At 35.9% G+C, this 13,768-nt stretch carries 12 protein-coding genes and 1 rRNA gene; 12 read left to right on the top strand and 1 reads right to left on the bottom strand.

Annotation, left to right across the window (positions count from 1 at the left end; translation table 11 throughout):
* Positions 1-57 precede the first annotated feature (57 nt).
* The 8 genes from glmU (at position 58) to BN1225_RS13895 (ending at position 8,995) form a co-directional block, all read left to right on the top strand.
* Positions 58-1,437 carry a bifunctional UDP-N-acetylglucosamine diphosphorylase/glucosamine-1-phosphate N-acetyltransferase GlmU gene (gene glmU, locus BN1225_RS13860; RefSeq protein ID WP_041140363.1) on the top strand — a complete coding sequence of 460 codons (1,380 nt, stop codon included), beginning with the start codon at positions 58-60 and terminating at the stop codon, positions 1,435-1,437.
* An 11-nt stretch (positions 1,438-1,448) separates the two neighbouring features.
* Entirely contained in the window at positions 1,449-2,405 is a 957-nt protein-coding gene (locus BN1225_RS13865) for a ribose-phosphate diphosphokinase (RefSeq protein WP_041140364.1), read from the top strand.
* A 122-nt stretch (positions 2,406-2,527) separates the two neighbouring features.
* Positions 2,528-2,923 (top strand): hypothetical protein, encoded by a 396-nt coding sequence (locus BN1225_RS13870; protein WP_041140365.1) that lies wholly within the window; start codon positions 2,528-2,530, stop codon positions 2,921-2,923.
* Between the two features lie 82 nt (positions 2,924-3,005).
* Positions 3,006-3,683, top strand: coding sequence for a response regulator transcription factor (locus BN1225_RS13875; protein WP_041140366.1), 678 nt, complete (start codon positions 3,006-3,008; stop codon positions 3,681-3,683).
* 121 nt (positions 3,684-3,804) lie between these two features.
* Positions 3,805-4,332, top strand: coding sequence for a GNAT family N-acetyltransferase (locus tag BN1225_RS13880; protein WP_074434829.1), 528 nt, complete (start codon positions 3,805-3,807; stop codon positions 4,330-4,332).
* A gap of 182 nt (positions 4,333-4,514) precedes the next feature.
* Positions 4,515-5,786, top strand: coding sequence for a sensor histidine kinase (locus BN1225_RS13885; protein WP_041140367.1), 1,272 nt, complete (start codon positions 4,515-4,517; stop codon positions 5,784-5,786).
* An 82-nt stretch (positions 5,787-5,868) separates the two neighbouring features.
* Positions 5,869-6,624, top strand: coding sequence for an ABC transporter ATP-binding protein (locus BN1225_RS13890; protein WP_041140368.1), 756 nt, complete (start codon positions 5,869-5,871; stop codon positions 6,622-6,624).
* A gap of 1 nt (position 6,625) precedes the next feature.
* On the top strand, positions 6,626-8,995 hold the full coding sequence (locus tag BN1225_RS13895; protein ID WP_041140369.1) for an ABC transporter permease: 2,370 nt from the start codon (positions 6,626-6,628) through the stop codon (positions 8,993-8,995).
* A gap of 147 nt (positions 8,996-9,142) precedes the next feature.
* On the opposite strand, the gene BN1225_RS13900 is transcribed toward BN1225_RS13895, so the two are convergent.
* The gene (locus tag BN1225_RS13900; protein WP_041140370.1) at positions 9,143-9,811 is read right to left on the bottom strand and encodes an MBL fold metallo-hydrolase; all 669 of its coding nucleotides are present in this window, start codon (positions 9,809-9,811) and stop codon (positions 9,143-9,145) included.
* A 202-nt stretch (positions 9,812-10,013) separates the two neighbouring features.
* Between BN1225_RS13900 and typA the strand changes: the two genes are divergently transcribed.
* From typA to BN1225_RS14610, 4 genes are all read left to right on the top strand, one after another.
* Positions 10,014-11,831, top strand: a complete 1,818-nt coding sequence (typA, locus tag BN1225_RS13905) for a translational GTPase TypA (protein WP_041140371.1) — start codon at positions 10,014-10,016, stop codon at positions 11,829-11,831.
* A gap of 140 nt (positions 11,832-11,971) precedes the next feature.
* A complete protein-coding gene (locus BN1225_RS13910; RefSeq protein WP_041140372.1) occupies positions 11,972-12,985 on the top strand; it encodes a hypothetical protein in 1,014 nt (337 codons plus the stop codon).
* A 121-nt stretch (positions 12,986-13,106) separates the two neighbouring features.
* Positions 13,107-13,376 carry a phosphocarrier protein HPr gene (locus tag BN1225_RS13915; RefSeq protein WP_041140373.1) on the top strand — a complete coding sequence of 90 codons (270 nt, stop codon included), beginning with the start codon at positions 13,107-13,109 and terminating at the stop codon, positions 13,374-13,376.
* 266 nt (positions 13,377-13,642) lie between these two features.
* Positions 13,643-13,768: ribosomal RNA gene (locus BN1225_RS14610) — 16S ribosomal RNA — on the top strand; the annotation flags it as partial.

Here is a 13,768-nt window from a genome sequence, read left to right on the forward strand (position 1 = left end):
CTCTTTTATTTTTATAGGTTTTTTGGTAGAATAATGTCGGATAAAAGGGGTGGAGCAATGAATATTTATGCAATTGTATTAGCTGCCGGCAAAGGAACGAGAATGAAATCGAATTTGCCAAAGGTGGCACATGTTGTGCTATATAAACCGATGATCAAACATATCTGCGATGAGTTAAAGAAGATGGAAACATCCGAAACGATTGCCGTTATCGGTCATGGAAAAGAAGTAATTCGTAAGATCATGAAAGATGAAGTATCTTACGTTGAACAAAATGAACAGTTAGGAACCGGACATGCCGTTAAAATGACAGCACCGATCCTAGAGGACAAAGAGGGGATTACTTTAGTGATTAATGGGGATGCCCCATTATTAAGAAAAGAAACATTAGAAGCTTTGATACAAGTTCATCAGGAAAATAAGAATCAAGCAACGCTTTTAACGGCACATTGCGATACGTCGAAATCATTTGGTCGTATTTTGCGTAATGCACAGGGCGATGTTGACGCTATTATAGAAGTTAAAGATGCGTCATCTGAGCAATTGGCAATTACAGAAATGAATACCGGAATCTATTGTTTTGACAATCTATTATTATTTGAAGCTTTAAAACAGGTAACAAATGATAATGCACAAAAAGAATATTATATTACCGATGTCGTAAAAATCTTAAATCAAATGGGTAAAAAAGTAGGAAGCTGTGTGATCAGTGATTTTGATGAAGTAGGCGGAATCAATGATCGTGTAGAATTAGCGAAAGCACAGAAAAAATTACAGCTGCGTGTTAATCATGAACTGCTGTTGAACGGTGTTACAATCTTAGATCCGGAAAATACGTATATTGCCAGAGATGTTGAAATTGGGCAAGATACCATCATTGAACCGGGATGTATTATTAAAGGCAATAGTGTCATAGGACAAAACTGTCATATCGGACCTTACTGTGAATTTGACAATGTCATCATTAAGGATAATGTAGAAATTAAATTCTCAGTGTTAAGTGATTCCGTGATTGAATCTGGTGTGGACATCGGTCCTTATGCCCGTCTGAGAAAAGATTGCCATATCTTGGAAAATGTTCATATGGGCAACTTTGTAGAGATGAAGAATACTACTTTCGGTGTTGGCAGCAAATGCGCTCATCTTAGCTATATTGGGGATGCGGTCGTAGGAAAAGATGTTAATATCGGCTGTGGAACGATTACCAGCAATTATGATGGGAAAAATAAATTTAAGACAATCATTAAAGACAATGTCTTTGTCGGATGCAATTCAAACTTAGTGGCACCTGTTACTTTGGAATCCGGAGCATATGTTGCGGCAGGATCAACGATTACGGAAACGGTACCGGAAGATGCTTTTGCGATTGCAAGAGAAAGACAAGTGACAAAAGAAGAATATGCTAAAGTATTGAAAGAAAAAAGAGAAAGAAAATAAGGGGCAAAAAAATGAAAGAAACAACAACACTCATTGCATTATCAGCTAGTCAGAAATTAGCAGGGGATATCGCAAAAATTTTGGATGGAGAAGTTTGCGATACAAAAGTTCATCACTTTGCTGATGGGGAGATTTTAGTCGAAATAAATGAATCTGTACGTGGTAAACATGTTTATATTATTCAATCTACTTCATGTCCGGCAACTGAAAACTTAATGGAACTATTGATTTGTGTAGATGCATTAAAACGTTCTTCAGCTGCTGAAATTACTGCAGTTATTCCATATTTTGGTTATGCAAGACAAGATCGCAAGGCAAAAGCCAGACAACCGATCACAGCAAAATTAGTTGCAGACTTATTACAAACTGCCGGTGTTGACCGTGTTGTAACTGTTGATTTACATGCTGCTCAAATACAAGGCTTCTTCAATATTCCGGTAGATGATATGACAGCATTGCCATTATTAAGCAATTACTTCAAAGATCAGGAAATTGAAGATGTAACGGTTGTTTCACCAGATCACGGGGGAGCAAACAGAGCGAGAAAATTAGCAAACGCTTTAGATGTACCTTTGGCTATTATTGATAAACGCAGACCTAAACCAAACGTAGCGGAAGTAACGGGAATCATCGGAGATGTAGCAGGAAGAAACTGTATCATGGTGGATGATATGATCGATACTGGCGGAACGATTGCCGCAGGAGCTCAAGCGGTGATGGATAAAGGGGCAAAAGCTGTGTATATCGCTTGTACCCATGCCGTATTCTCAGGACCTGCCTGTGAAAGACTGCAAAACTCAGTAGCAAAGGAAATCATCGTAACAGATACAATCCAATTACCAGATGAAAAGAAATTTGATAAATTAAAACATGTATCTATCGCCGATCTTATCGCAAGCACGATTTACAACATTGAACATTCTAAGCCAGTGAGTGAAGTGTTTTCTAAATACGATTTTGAAGAATAATGAAAATTAGTGCCAAATAGGCACTTTTTTTATTTGTCAAAGAAAAACTCTGTCGATATTATGGGGACGATTACATATTTATAATAAAGTGGGACATGCTATGATGAAAGCGGGTGATCGTCATGAAAGGACAGCAATTAAAACAGCCATCAAACCTGCAGACATTAAGAATGACCATCAATTTATTGACGCCTGCCCTATGTGGAATTGTATTAGTAGAATTATGTCTTCAAATTATTTGGAACTATTTCATATCGAATAGTTATATGAATGATTTGTTGGCAACAGCTTTAGTCGGATGTTTGCTTTTTGCAACAATGGAAGGAATCTTGGGAAAGAATTCCTATGCTTCCACGATTACAAGCGGTATTTTTTATCTTTTCGGTGGTTTTTTATCATTATTTATAGATCAATTTGATATTGTTATATTAAGTATAACAATCAGTATGCAAGTATGGGCGCTTTTATTAATTATTATTGGGGTATTCTTTATTTATTGCGGGCAATATGGAAAATAGCTATCAATCTGATAGCTATTTTTAGTTAGGATTGCTTTCAAACCGGAAAATCGATACAATAAAAGATAAAGGATGTGATCTCATGCATTATCAATGTTTAATTGTTGATGACGAAAAACCATTGGCACAAAGTACAGAAGAATATTTTAATCTTTTTAATGTCACAAGCAAAGCCGTTTTTGATGCACCTGCCTGCATCGAGTTTTTTAAGTATCATACAACAGATCTGATTTTACTAGACATTAATTTAAAAGAGAGTTCGGGGTTTGAACTATGCCGCCAGTTAAGAAAAGAGATCAGTGTTCCTATTTTATTTATCAGTGCTCGAAACAGTGATGATGATATTTTATTGGCATTAAATATCGGTGGTGATGACTATATTCGTAAACCTTATTCGTTAAGTGTTTTGCTTGCTAAAGTAAAAGCAGTATTAAAACGATACAGCAGTGTCAAGGTCAGTGAAGATATTTTCCAGATTGATAATTTTATGATTGATTTCAACCGTGGTGAAGTAAGGGTTAATCAACAGCCCATTCAATTAAAAGCACAGGAGTATAAATTATTAGCCTATCTTGTTATGAATCGAGGAAAAGTATTGAAGAAAGAAGAGCTTTTTGAAAAAGTATGGCAGGATATGATTACGAGTGATGGGACATTAAATGTACATATCCATCACTTACGTGAAAAAATAGAAAAAGATCCAAATCATCCTCAATTAATTCAAACGATATGGGGAGTCGGCTATCGATTTAAGGCGTAAAATATGTGTCAGAAGTTTTAACAGCCTTATAACACTGAATTTTTTTGTATCACTGTAACGGGTTTTGGGTTAATCGTCGATTATACTATAGTTTATTTAGAATGCATAGGAGGATATAAGCATGACTTTTTTAGAGACAAAGCGGCTCCGATTAAGAAATATAGATGAAAAAGATATTGATGAAATGTTTGATTATCGAAATAATCAGATATGTGCAAAATATCAGCGGAAACAGGAGAAAAATTACGAGAAACTCGCAGAATGGGCAACGAGTAAAACCTGTGATACATTGAATGTAGAAACTTCTGCACTGATTGCGGTTGCGTTGAAAGAAACCGATAGTCTGATAGGCGAAATTACAGTAATGCCAAATGATGGAACCATTTCTTTTGGATATACATTTTCTTACAAAGTCCATCGTAAAGGATATGCTTTTGAAGCTTTGTCGACTTTGATTGACTATTTACATAGCCACTATCCGGAATGGGATTATGTTTGTTTTACTGATGTTGATAATATCCCAAGTAAAGCATTACTTAAAAAACTTGGATATACAGATTTAGGCTATCTGTACTCAAAGGATTCTCAAATTTTTGGAAAATGGCTTCGTCCGGATACAATTGAGGAAATTGCACAGGCAGTTCGCTAAATTATGATTTGCAGACTGTTTAAGAGATATACGAATTGTCTAAAAGAGGGTTTAGGTGATAGTGACTGTATTGAGTAATTTAGAAAATAATAAAAAGTTTAAAATACACGAAAACAAATGAAAAAGATATTCAGAAATACAATAGCAAGGGAAGCTGAATATCGATTTAAGGAGGAACTAAGATGAAATTGAAATTCATCCTCTTTTTATTTATTGGTCTTCTTTTAATAGAAGGGATAGTAGGGTGGAAGGTGATTGAAAAAATTAAGGATACTTCGCTTGATAATGTGATGGTTAATGATTTAAGTCAGCAGATCGGTCAGCAATGGGAAACCTTGATGCAAACACAATTGTGTACAGTATCCTCAAATATTGATTTAGACTTTACTTTATTGGATAATAACGGAAAAAAGATTTATACAACTTCACCGTCTGTTTCACAGTCTATAGAAGCGGCAATACAAAATCGTGATAGTATTATCGATATTGAATTGAACGATCAAAGAGTAGGAAAAATCTTGATTTATAATGACAGTAACTCTCGCATAGCCTCACACCTTGTTTTCCTCATGCAGATTCTAGGAGGCACTCTGATAATTGAAGGGATTATCTTAGGAGGATATACTTATTATTTGAATAAACGTATGATCCAGCCATTTAGGTCATTACAGCGTTTTGCGACGAGAGTAGCAGGTGGGGATTTAGACTTTCCTTTAGAGATGGATCGCCACAATAATTTTGGCGTTTTTACCGAAAGTTTTGATCTGATGCGAACGGAATTAAAAAAGGCACGACTCAATGAACAGAAAGCAAATCAAAGCAAGAAAGAATTAGTCGCTAAAATGAGTCATGATATTAAAACACCGATAGCTTCTATTAAAGCAATCTTAGAACTAATGCTGATAAAGGTAAAAGATCCAAAAGAGCGTGGACAACTGCTGATTATTGATCAAAAAGCCAATCAGATCGACGAACTTGTATCGGACTTGTTCCATGCGACTTTAGAAGAATTGCAGGAATTAACGATTTTTGTTAAAGAACATTCCAGTCAGGAATTAGCGACATTGCTTCAATCAGCAGACTATCAAAATAAGGCGGTCATTGATCCTGTTCCGGACTGCTTGCTTCTATTTGATGCTCTTCGTCTACAACAAGTATTTGATAATCTGTTTGGTAATGCTTATAAATATGCCAATACGTCAATGGAAGTACATTTTGAAATAGTTGAGGAAGAATTTCTTATATTTATCAAAGATTTTGGTGAGGGTGTGACCGCAGAAGAACAATCTCTTATTTTTAATAAATATTACAGAGCAAAAAATGCTGAAGAAAAAAGCGGAGCAGGATTGGGGCTATATATTTGTCGCTATATAATGATGCAGATGAATGGAACAATCGAATGTGAAAAAACTGAAGATGGTTTTATGATGCAGTTAGCTTTAAAATTGGCGTAATTAAGAAATAATTAAGGATTGGATAAAGACCGTTAAGAATATTGCATGGTAGGATGGATATACAAGGAGAGGAGATTTTAATATGGAGAAAATGATATCTACCCAAAAACTGTGTAAAACATTTTCCAGCGGTGGCGTATTACAGCATATTTTAAAGAATTTAGATTTAGAGATATATGAGGGGGATTTTACTGTCATCATGGGACCTTCCGGTGCAGGAAAATCTACTTTGCTTTATGCTTTATCTGGAATGGACAAACCATCTTTAGGTAAAATTTATTTTAGAGATGAAGAGATTTCCGATTATTCCGATGACCGCTTAGCTGTTTTTCGCCGTCACCATTGCGGCTTTGTTTTCCAGCAGATTTATTTACAGGATAATATGAGTGTCATGGACAACATTCTGTCTGCCGGGCTGTTAGTCAGCCGTAAGAAAAAAGAGGTTGTTCAACGTGCACAAGAATTGTTGTCACTGGTTGCAATGAAAGAAGAGCTTTATCATAAATTTCCTGCCCAACTTTCAGGGGGAGAAGCTCAGCGTGCGGGGATTGTCAGAGCCTTGATCAATCAGCCCGATATCTTATTTGCAGATGAGCCGACAGGACAATTAAATTCCTATGCCAGTAAAGCGGTTTTAGATGTTTTAACAGCACTGAACAAAGACGGACAAAGTATTGTGATGGTGACGCATGATGTTTTATCGGCACGTCGGGCAAATCGTATTTTATATTTGCAAGATGGTGCCATTTATGGAGAATGTGATCTTGGTGACTATGTCCCTAATGATGAAAAACGTCATGACCGATTGACTGCCTTTTTAAAGGAAATGGGGTGGTAATATGCACTCTGTCTGGCCACTAGTAAAAGCACAGTTTCATAAAAGCAAAAGCCAAGCTATTTCATTTTTTGTCATTGTGCTTTTAGGTGCTGTTCTTTTGAATATTGGGTTAGTTATTACCCATAATTATGATCGTAACTATGACCACCATGCTGATAGATTAAACAGTGCCGGTGCTATCTTAGCAATAAAATCGCAGGATGAAGAACTAATCAATGAAATGACGGCTGCGATGCAAGAAGATGAACGAAGCATAGCTATAGAAAAGCGTGATATCCTTTTTGCCACCGCAACACTTGCTTATGGGGAGGGGGAACAAACCCGCAATATGGTGTTTATGAATCAGCAAGATGAACCCGAAATCAGTCAGATCGATTATCTTGAACATTCAGCGGATACTTACGAACACCCTATTTATTTACCCTGGCTGTTCCATACCGGGGGGGATTATCAGTTAGGAGATTCCTTTGATATGGAAATTATTCTAATGAGCGGTGAAAAAAGAACGAGAGAATATCAGGTTGCCGGTTTTTTTGAGGAACCTATTTTAGGGACGGTCAATTCTACTATTTCAGGAGTGGTGCTGCCCGATAAAGAATATCAGGATTTGGCTCAATCGTTTGACTCAAAGATAGACGGAACGCTCTTTTGTGCCTTATTAAAAGAAAATAAGACTATGGGAGAAAATTTTGTCGGCACGTTTAATACATTCCTTGAAGATCATGATCCAACTGTATATCACGATTCGTCTTTTTATTTAATGGTGAAACAAGCACGTACCATGACTTCATCTATTGGATCGATGGTGATTATCGGCTTTTCCATGATTATCGTAGCGGTTGTTTTAGTCATGGTGAAATTCAGAATCGGGAATACTATTGAGGAAGAAATAAGGAACATGGGAGTTCAAAAAGCGATTGGTTACAGCAATTATCAAATTGTTTCATCGCTGATGATGCAGTTTTTGATTTTGACTTTATCAGGCTGTTTAATTGGCATTGGAATATCGTATTTGATTCTTCCCGCTATTTCAAATATGTTTGCTTTACAAACCGGGATTGTCTGGAACCAGGGATTTGATTTTTTTTCAGCCTTACTCAGTGTCTTGGGGATATCATTGATGGTGATTGTCACTGCTTATTTAAGCGCTAAAAAAATAAATAAGCTAACTCCCATCACTGCCATTCGTACAGGGATTACAACACACAGTTTTAAAAATAATTCTTTCCCATTAGATAAAACAAAAGGAAATTTGCCAATGCTCCTCGCAGCTAAAAACTTTATCCATCAAATTCGTTTAAATATAATGATTATGTTCGTTATTATGGGGGTCAGCTTTGCCGCTATGTTTGCGATGGTAATGTATTATAATATTTCTGTTGAATCCACAAAATTTGTGGAAATGGTATCAACAGAAGTTCCTGACGTTCAAATCAATGCGATTGATGCGTCAGGTGCAGACCATTTATTAGCTATCCTGCAAAATATTGACGGAGTCAGAAAAGCAGCTTATTATGATCAAGTCAGAGCTTCCATTGGAAATAAAGACAGTGAGGTTTTCTGCTATATTATGGATGACTTTAGTGCACTGGATAATCAGCAAGCGGTGTATAAAGGCAGGTTCCCAAAATATGAAAACGAAATTGCAATCAATGGATTACTCGCGAAAAATATGAGTAAAAGTATCGGGGATACTGTCACACTCAAAAAAGGGACAGCAGAGATTGAATACTTGATTACCGGATTTAGTCAAGGATCAAACTATATGGGACATGAAGCAATGCTGACAGGTAGTGCCTATCAGCAATTAGACAGCAGTTATCATTCTTTGTGTATTTATGTCTATTTAGACGAGGAGATAGATACAGCCGGGTTTATTCAGACATTAGATCCCTATGCCAAAGATATTGCCAAGACAACGAATGCTCAGCTGCAAATCGAAAGTATGTTAGGGGTTTATCAAAATATTGTATCGATTATCGCGTTTATTATCATGTTAATCACAGCGGCGATCGTAAGTATTGCTTTATATATGGTGGTAAAAACGGCGGTGATTCGTAAAAGACAGGAATTTGGAATACAAAAGGCAATCGGTTATACGACACGTCAATTAGTTTTAGAAACGGTCTATACCTTTTTACCGGTAATATTGATTGGCACAATTCTGGGATGTTTGTTGGGAAAAGTGGGATTAAATTCTATGTTAAGCATTTTATTCAGCAGTATTGGAATGATGAAAATCAATTTTGCTGTTCCGACTATTTGGATGTTGGGAGTTGGCATTGGCATCTTCCTATTTGGTTTATTTATCACAGTGGTTGTTTCCATGAGAATCAGAAAAATAAGTCCTTATACAATGCTGAAAGAATAAGCGGTATATGTTTGGGTTATTTGTATAAAAACATAATATTAGAAAATTAAAATTTTAATATCAAAGTGAATAATAAAAATGCCCCCTAGCGACTTACAATTAAATCGCGGTGAGGCAATAGTCTTAAAATCTGCTTTTGCAGATTTTTTAGATTTCAAAAGACTGGTTTTCATGATCAATCTTATGTATCTGTGAATAATTCTTTAAAGGTTCTTGTTTTAAATAATCTTGCATTAGTTCAATGGCATCGCCAAAATGCATGGGTAAAATATGTTTAATCTGGGCATGCTTTAAAATTTCTTGTATTCCCCACCAAGCATTTTCTTCTTGACGAGGATCAAGCGGAAGCATTGCCAGATCAATAGAAAGCTCGTCAAGCTTTATCATTTCTTTTTTAAAATTATAAGCTTGATTATCATTGAAGTTCTTAGGTTCTCCTTCCCAGTGCCACCAATTAAGATCCCCGGCATGATAAATGACTTTATCTTCAACGGTAACTAAAAAGGCAACACCGGCATCCGTTGAACGCAATGTTGTAATCGACAAATCATCAATTTTATAAGTTTCATTCTTTTTAACAATATGTTTAGAATCTGTTTCTTTTATACGAGTATCTTTTGAAAGAATAAAGGTTGCTTGAGGAAATAGTTCAAAAATATCTCGGTTAAAATGGTCTTGATGAAAATGGCTAACAAAGCAATAGACTTTTTTATCTGCGGGATAAGGCGGTAATTCTTTTTGATAATAATCAAAGACTAAAACATGATGTTCGAGTTCAATCATGAACCCACTGTGAAAAATATAGGTTGCTTTCATAATAAACCTCCTTAAATCATTATAAAACAGTATCGTCATTTCGTCTATAAATATGAAAAAGTATAGAATAGTGGGCTATAATTTAATAAATAATAAAAAAATAAGATTGATAGCACTTACAATGATAAAAAATGTTTGCAGAATCACGATTTGTGTTATAATGTGTAAGTTGTAAAAAAGATTAAGAAAGAGAGGTATTGTGATGAGTAACATTCGTAACATTGCAATTATTGCACACGTAGACCACGGAAAAACGACATTAGTTGATCAGCTATTAAGACAATCAGGAACCTTTAGAAATAATGAACAGGTGGCAGAAAGAGTAATGGATAGTAATGCCTTAGAAAGAGAAAGAGGAATTACAATCCTAGCTAAAAATACAGCGATCAATTATAAGGATTACCATATCAATATCATGGATACACCGGGCCATGCCGATTTTGGCGGTGAGGTAGAACGTATCATGAAAATGGTTGATGGGGTTTTGTTGGTGGTAGATGCATACGAAGGAACAATGCCTCAAACTCGTTTTGTATTAAAAAAAGCGTTGGAATCAAAGGTTAAACCCATCGTTGTAATTAATAAGGTAGACCGTCCGGTTGTCCGTATTAGTGAAGTACGCGATGAAATCTTAGAATTATTTATGGAACTGGGAGCAGAAGATGATCAGTTAGATTTCCCAACTGTTTATGTATCTGCTTTGCAGGGAACATCAAGTTTATCTGATGAATTATCAACACAGGAAGCGACAATGGATCATTTGTTTGATATGATTATTGATGAAATTCCGGCTCCCGATGTTGATGAAGAAGGACCTCTGCAATTCCAGCCTGCTTTATTAGACTATAATGACTACGTTGGACGTATTGGGGTTGGACGTATTAAACGTGGTAAGATTAAATTAAATGAAACCGTATCTTGTGTCAGAGCAGATGGTTCTATTACACAGTTTAGAGTTCAGAAATTATTTGGATTCCTTGGATTATCACGAATTGAAATTCAAGAAGCTTCAGCCGGAGATATCGTAGCAATCGCCGGATTAGCGGATATCGGCGTAGGTGAAACTGTATGTACAATGGGAAAAGAAGAAGCCTTACCATTGTTACGTGTAGATGAACCGACAATCCAAATGGTTTTCGGAACAAATACGTCTCCATTTGCCGGCAGAGAAGGAAAATTTGTAACTGCAAGCAAAATTGAAGAACGTTTATTTAAGGAAACAAATAAAGACGTATCATTAAAGATTGAAAGAATTCCTAATTCAGAAGAATGGATCGTCAGCGGACGTGGAGAATTGCATTTATCAATCTTAATTGAAACGATGCGTCGTGAAGGTTATGAACTGCAAGTATCTCGTCCAAAAGTTATTTTAAAAGAAATTGACGGTGAAGTTTGTGAACCATGGGAAGATGTACAAGTAGAAGCGCCTGATGACTGTATCGGTTCTGTTATCGAGTCTTTGGGATTTAGACGTGGGATTATGCAAAACATGACAAGCCATGATGGACAGACAAGAGTCACTTATCATATTCCTTCAAGAGGAATGATCGGATTCATGACAAACTTTTTAACCATGACAAAGGGATATGGAATTATCTCTCATACTTTTATGGAATATCGTCCGGTGGATGGTGAAGCTGTAGGAGAAAGACAATTAGGTGTATTGATTTCTATCGACTCCGGACAATCAACAGCTTATTCATTAGGCAGTGTGGAAGATCGAGGAGTCATGTTCATTGGACCGGGTGTTGAAGTTTATGAAGGAATGATCGTAGGAGAACATAGCCGTGATAATGATTTAGTAGTCAATATTACTAAAGGAAAAAATTTAACGAACACACGTTCTTCTTCTAAAGATTCAACAGTTGTTTTAAAGAAACCAAGACAATTCAACTTAGAATCATGTTTAGATTATATTAATGATGATGAACTGGTAGAAGTAACACCGGAAAACATTCGTTTACGTAAACGTCTTTTAACAGATCAAGAACGTCGTCGTGCGAATCGTGAGAAAGTATAAGGAGTATTAGGGGATAGACCTAATACTTTTTTCTTTATAGAACTAGGTAATTTCAGTATTTTGTTTGCTTTTAAAGAGGTAATGTTGTACATTTAAGTGGTGAGGTGTAGCCAATGGGATATTTAATAATACTAATTTGTATGATGATCGTAATCATGAACATACTAAAAATTATATTTGCAGAAATGGATGGAAGACGTGCTAACAAGCAATTCAATGTTGCTTATTTTTTACAGTTTACTCGACCGTTTGCCTATGGAAGAACAAGTTATATCATTTTTATTGCCTTGCTGATCTTCCTGTTTACAAATGATCTGCCTTTGTTTTCGATGGCATGGCTGTTAGAGTTTGTTACCCTACTGTGTGTCTCTGTCATAATTGATGTTGTATCACAGTTTACTTATTATAAGTATGCACAGCGTCGCTTTAAAGATGGTGTGGATAAAGCAATCGCTATTCGAAATAAAATTAATGAAGAAAAAACGATTGAAAATAAAGAAGATATTATCTATCCGGAACCGGGATTAGGCTTTGAAGAAGTGGTTGAATCTTATTTAACGCCGGAAGATCATTTGGGAATCGCCAGTATGGATGCTGGGGAATTTGCCGATTCAATCCGGGATTTACCCGATGTTACTTATGTGATCGATACAAGAAAAGTGGATGCAGAGCATCGTTTGGCGGATAAAGGGGTAAAGGTTACAACATTAACTCAGGAAAATCGTTTGCCGTTTAAAGATGGCAAGCTGGATACATATATTGTGGCTTATACCAATTTTGATAAAACGGATGTCCATCGTATTTTAAAAATGGATGGCATATTATTAGTTAAACAACGTGGTGGCGATAATTTGAAAGAGTTAAATCCTCTTTATATGCCAATCAATCCCAATACAAAATGGAATAAATATGCCTGTCAGGCAATTTTGGATCAAAATGGCTTTACTATTCTTGATGGTAAAGAGCAGTTAGCTAAGATTGGATTTAGGAGCTTATCAGCATTATTTACATATTTAAAAGAAGCAATGCCGGATAGAGTGATAAATTCGGATATGTATATCAATCAGTATGCCTATATTGACGAATGTATGAAACAAAGGGGATTCTTTGAACTGACGATCCATGAATTCTATTTAGTGTGTCGAAAAAAGTGAGAAATAATCAGATAAATTAAATAAAGTGAAAGCGCTAAAAAAAATTTGCTTTTCCTATAGAAATTCATTGAAAATGTGATATAATATATCCAGTCAAATTGTATTAAGGAGGAATTATATAATGGCTGAAAAATTAAGTTTTGTAGTATCTGATCCTGTTGGGTTACATGCAAGACCAGCAACTATCTTAGTAAATCAAGCAAGCAAATTCGCTAGCAATGTTAAATTGATTTATAATGAAAAAGAAGTTAACTTAAAATCAATCATGGGTGTTATGTCTTTAGGTGTTCCAACTAAAGCAACTGTAGAAATCGTTGCCGAAGGTGAAGACGAAAAAGAAGTTATCGCATCTATCGCTAAAGTTATCAAAGAACAAAAAGTAGCAGAATAGTTATGATTAGAAGCCCGGATGGGCTTTTTTAATTTATATATAGATAATTATTCAAAAAAATTCAAAAAATAATAAAAAAGACTTGTCAAGAGAGGAAGGACGTGGTAATATAAACAGGCAGTCCGATCAAGGGCCGCGGAGACCATTGAAAACTGAACAGAACACGTCAAACAATTTCGATCGAAAGAAAGAAAATTGAGAAGAAAAAAAGAAACAAAAGTCAGAAGACAAAAGAGTCAAAGAAAAACAGATTGATGATATAAAGTATCATGGAGAGTTTGATCCTGGCTCAGGATGAACGCTGGCGGCGTGCCTAATACATGCAAGTCGAACGCATCACCTTGGTGATGAGTGGCGAACGGGTGAGTAAGACATAAGCAACCTGGCTGTAC

Origin of the sequence: Beduini massiliensis (genome assembly GCF_000829905.1) — a bacterium.
In the GTDB taxonomy this organism is placed as follows: Bacteria; Bacillota_I; Bacilli_A; order Erysipelotrichales; family Coprobacillaceae; genus Beduini; species Beduini massiliensis.

What these genes read in the sequence shown, in the direction of transcription:
- BN1225_RS13880 (WP_074434829.1), top strand. Translation starts at nt 3,805, where the DNA reads ATGACTTTTTTAGAGACAAAGCGGCTCCGATTAAGAAATATAGATGAA.
- BN1225_RS13875 (WP_041140366.1), top strand. Translation starts at nt 3,006, where the DNA reads ATGCATTATCAATGTTTAATTGTTGATGACGAAAAACCATTGGCACAA.
- glmU (WP_041140363.1), top strand. Translation starts at nt 58, where the DNA reads ATGAATATTTATGCAATTGTATTAGCTGCCGGCAAAGGAACGAGAATG.
- BN1225_RS13865 (WP_041140364.1), top strand. Translation starts at nt 1,449, where the DNA reads ATGAAAGAAACAACAACACTCATTGCATTATCAGCTAGTCAGAAATTA.
- BN1225_RS13885 (WP_041140367.1), top strand. Translation starts at nt 4,515, where the DNA reads ATGAAATTGAAATTCATCCTCTTTTTATTTATTGGTCTTCTTTTAATA.
- BN1225_RS13890 (WP_041140368.1), top strand. Translation starts at nt 5,869, where the DNA reads ATGGAGAAAATGATATCTACCCAAAAACTGTGTAAAACATTTTCCAGC.
- typA (WP_041140371.1), top strand. Translation starts at nt 10,014, where the DNA reads ATGAGTAACATTCGTAACATTGCAATTATTGCACACGTAGACCACGGA.
- BN1225_RS13900 (WP_041140370.1), bottom strand. Translation starts at nt 9,811, where the DNA reads ATGAAAGCAACCTATATTTTTCACAGTGGGTTCATGATTGAACTCGAA.
- BN1225_RS13915 (WP_041140373.1), top strand. Translation starts at nt 13,107, where the DNA reads ATGGCTGAAAAATTAAGTTTTGTAGTATCTGATCCTGTTGGGTTACAT.
- BN1225_RS13870 (WP_041140365.1), top strand. Translation starts at nt 2,528, where the DNA reads ATGAAAGGACAGCAATTAAAACAGCCATCAAACCTGCAGACATTAAGA.
- BN1225_RS13895 (WP_041140369.1), top strand. Translation starts at nt 6,626, where the DNA reads ATGCACTCTGTCTGGCCACTAGTAAAAGCACAGTTTCATAAAAGCAAA.
- BN1225_RS13910 (WP_041140372.1), top strand. Translation starts at nt 11,972, where the DNA reads ATGATGATCGTAATCATGAACATACTAAAAATTATATTTGCAGAAATG.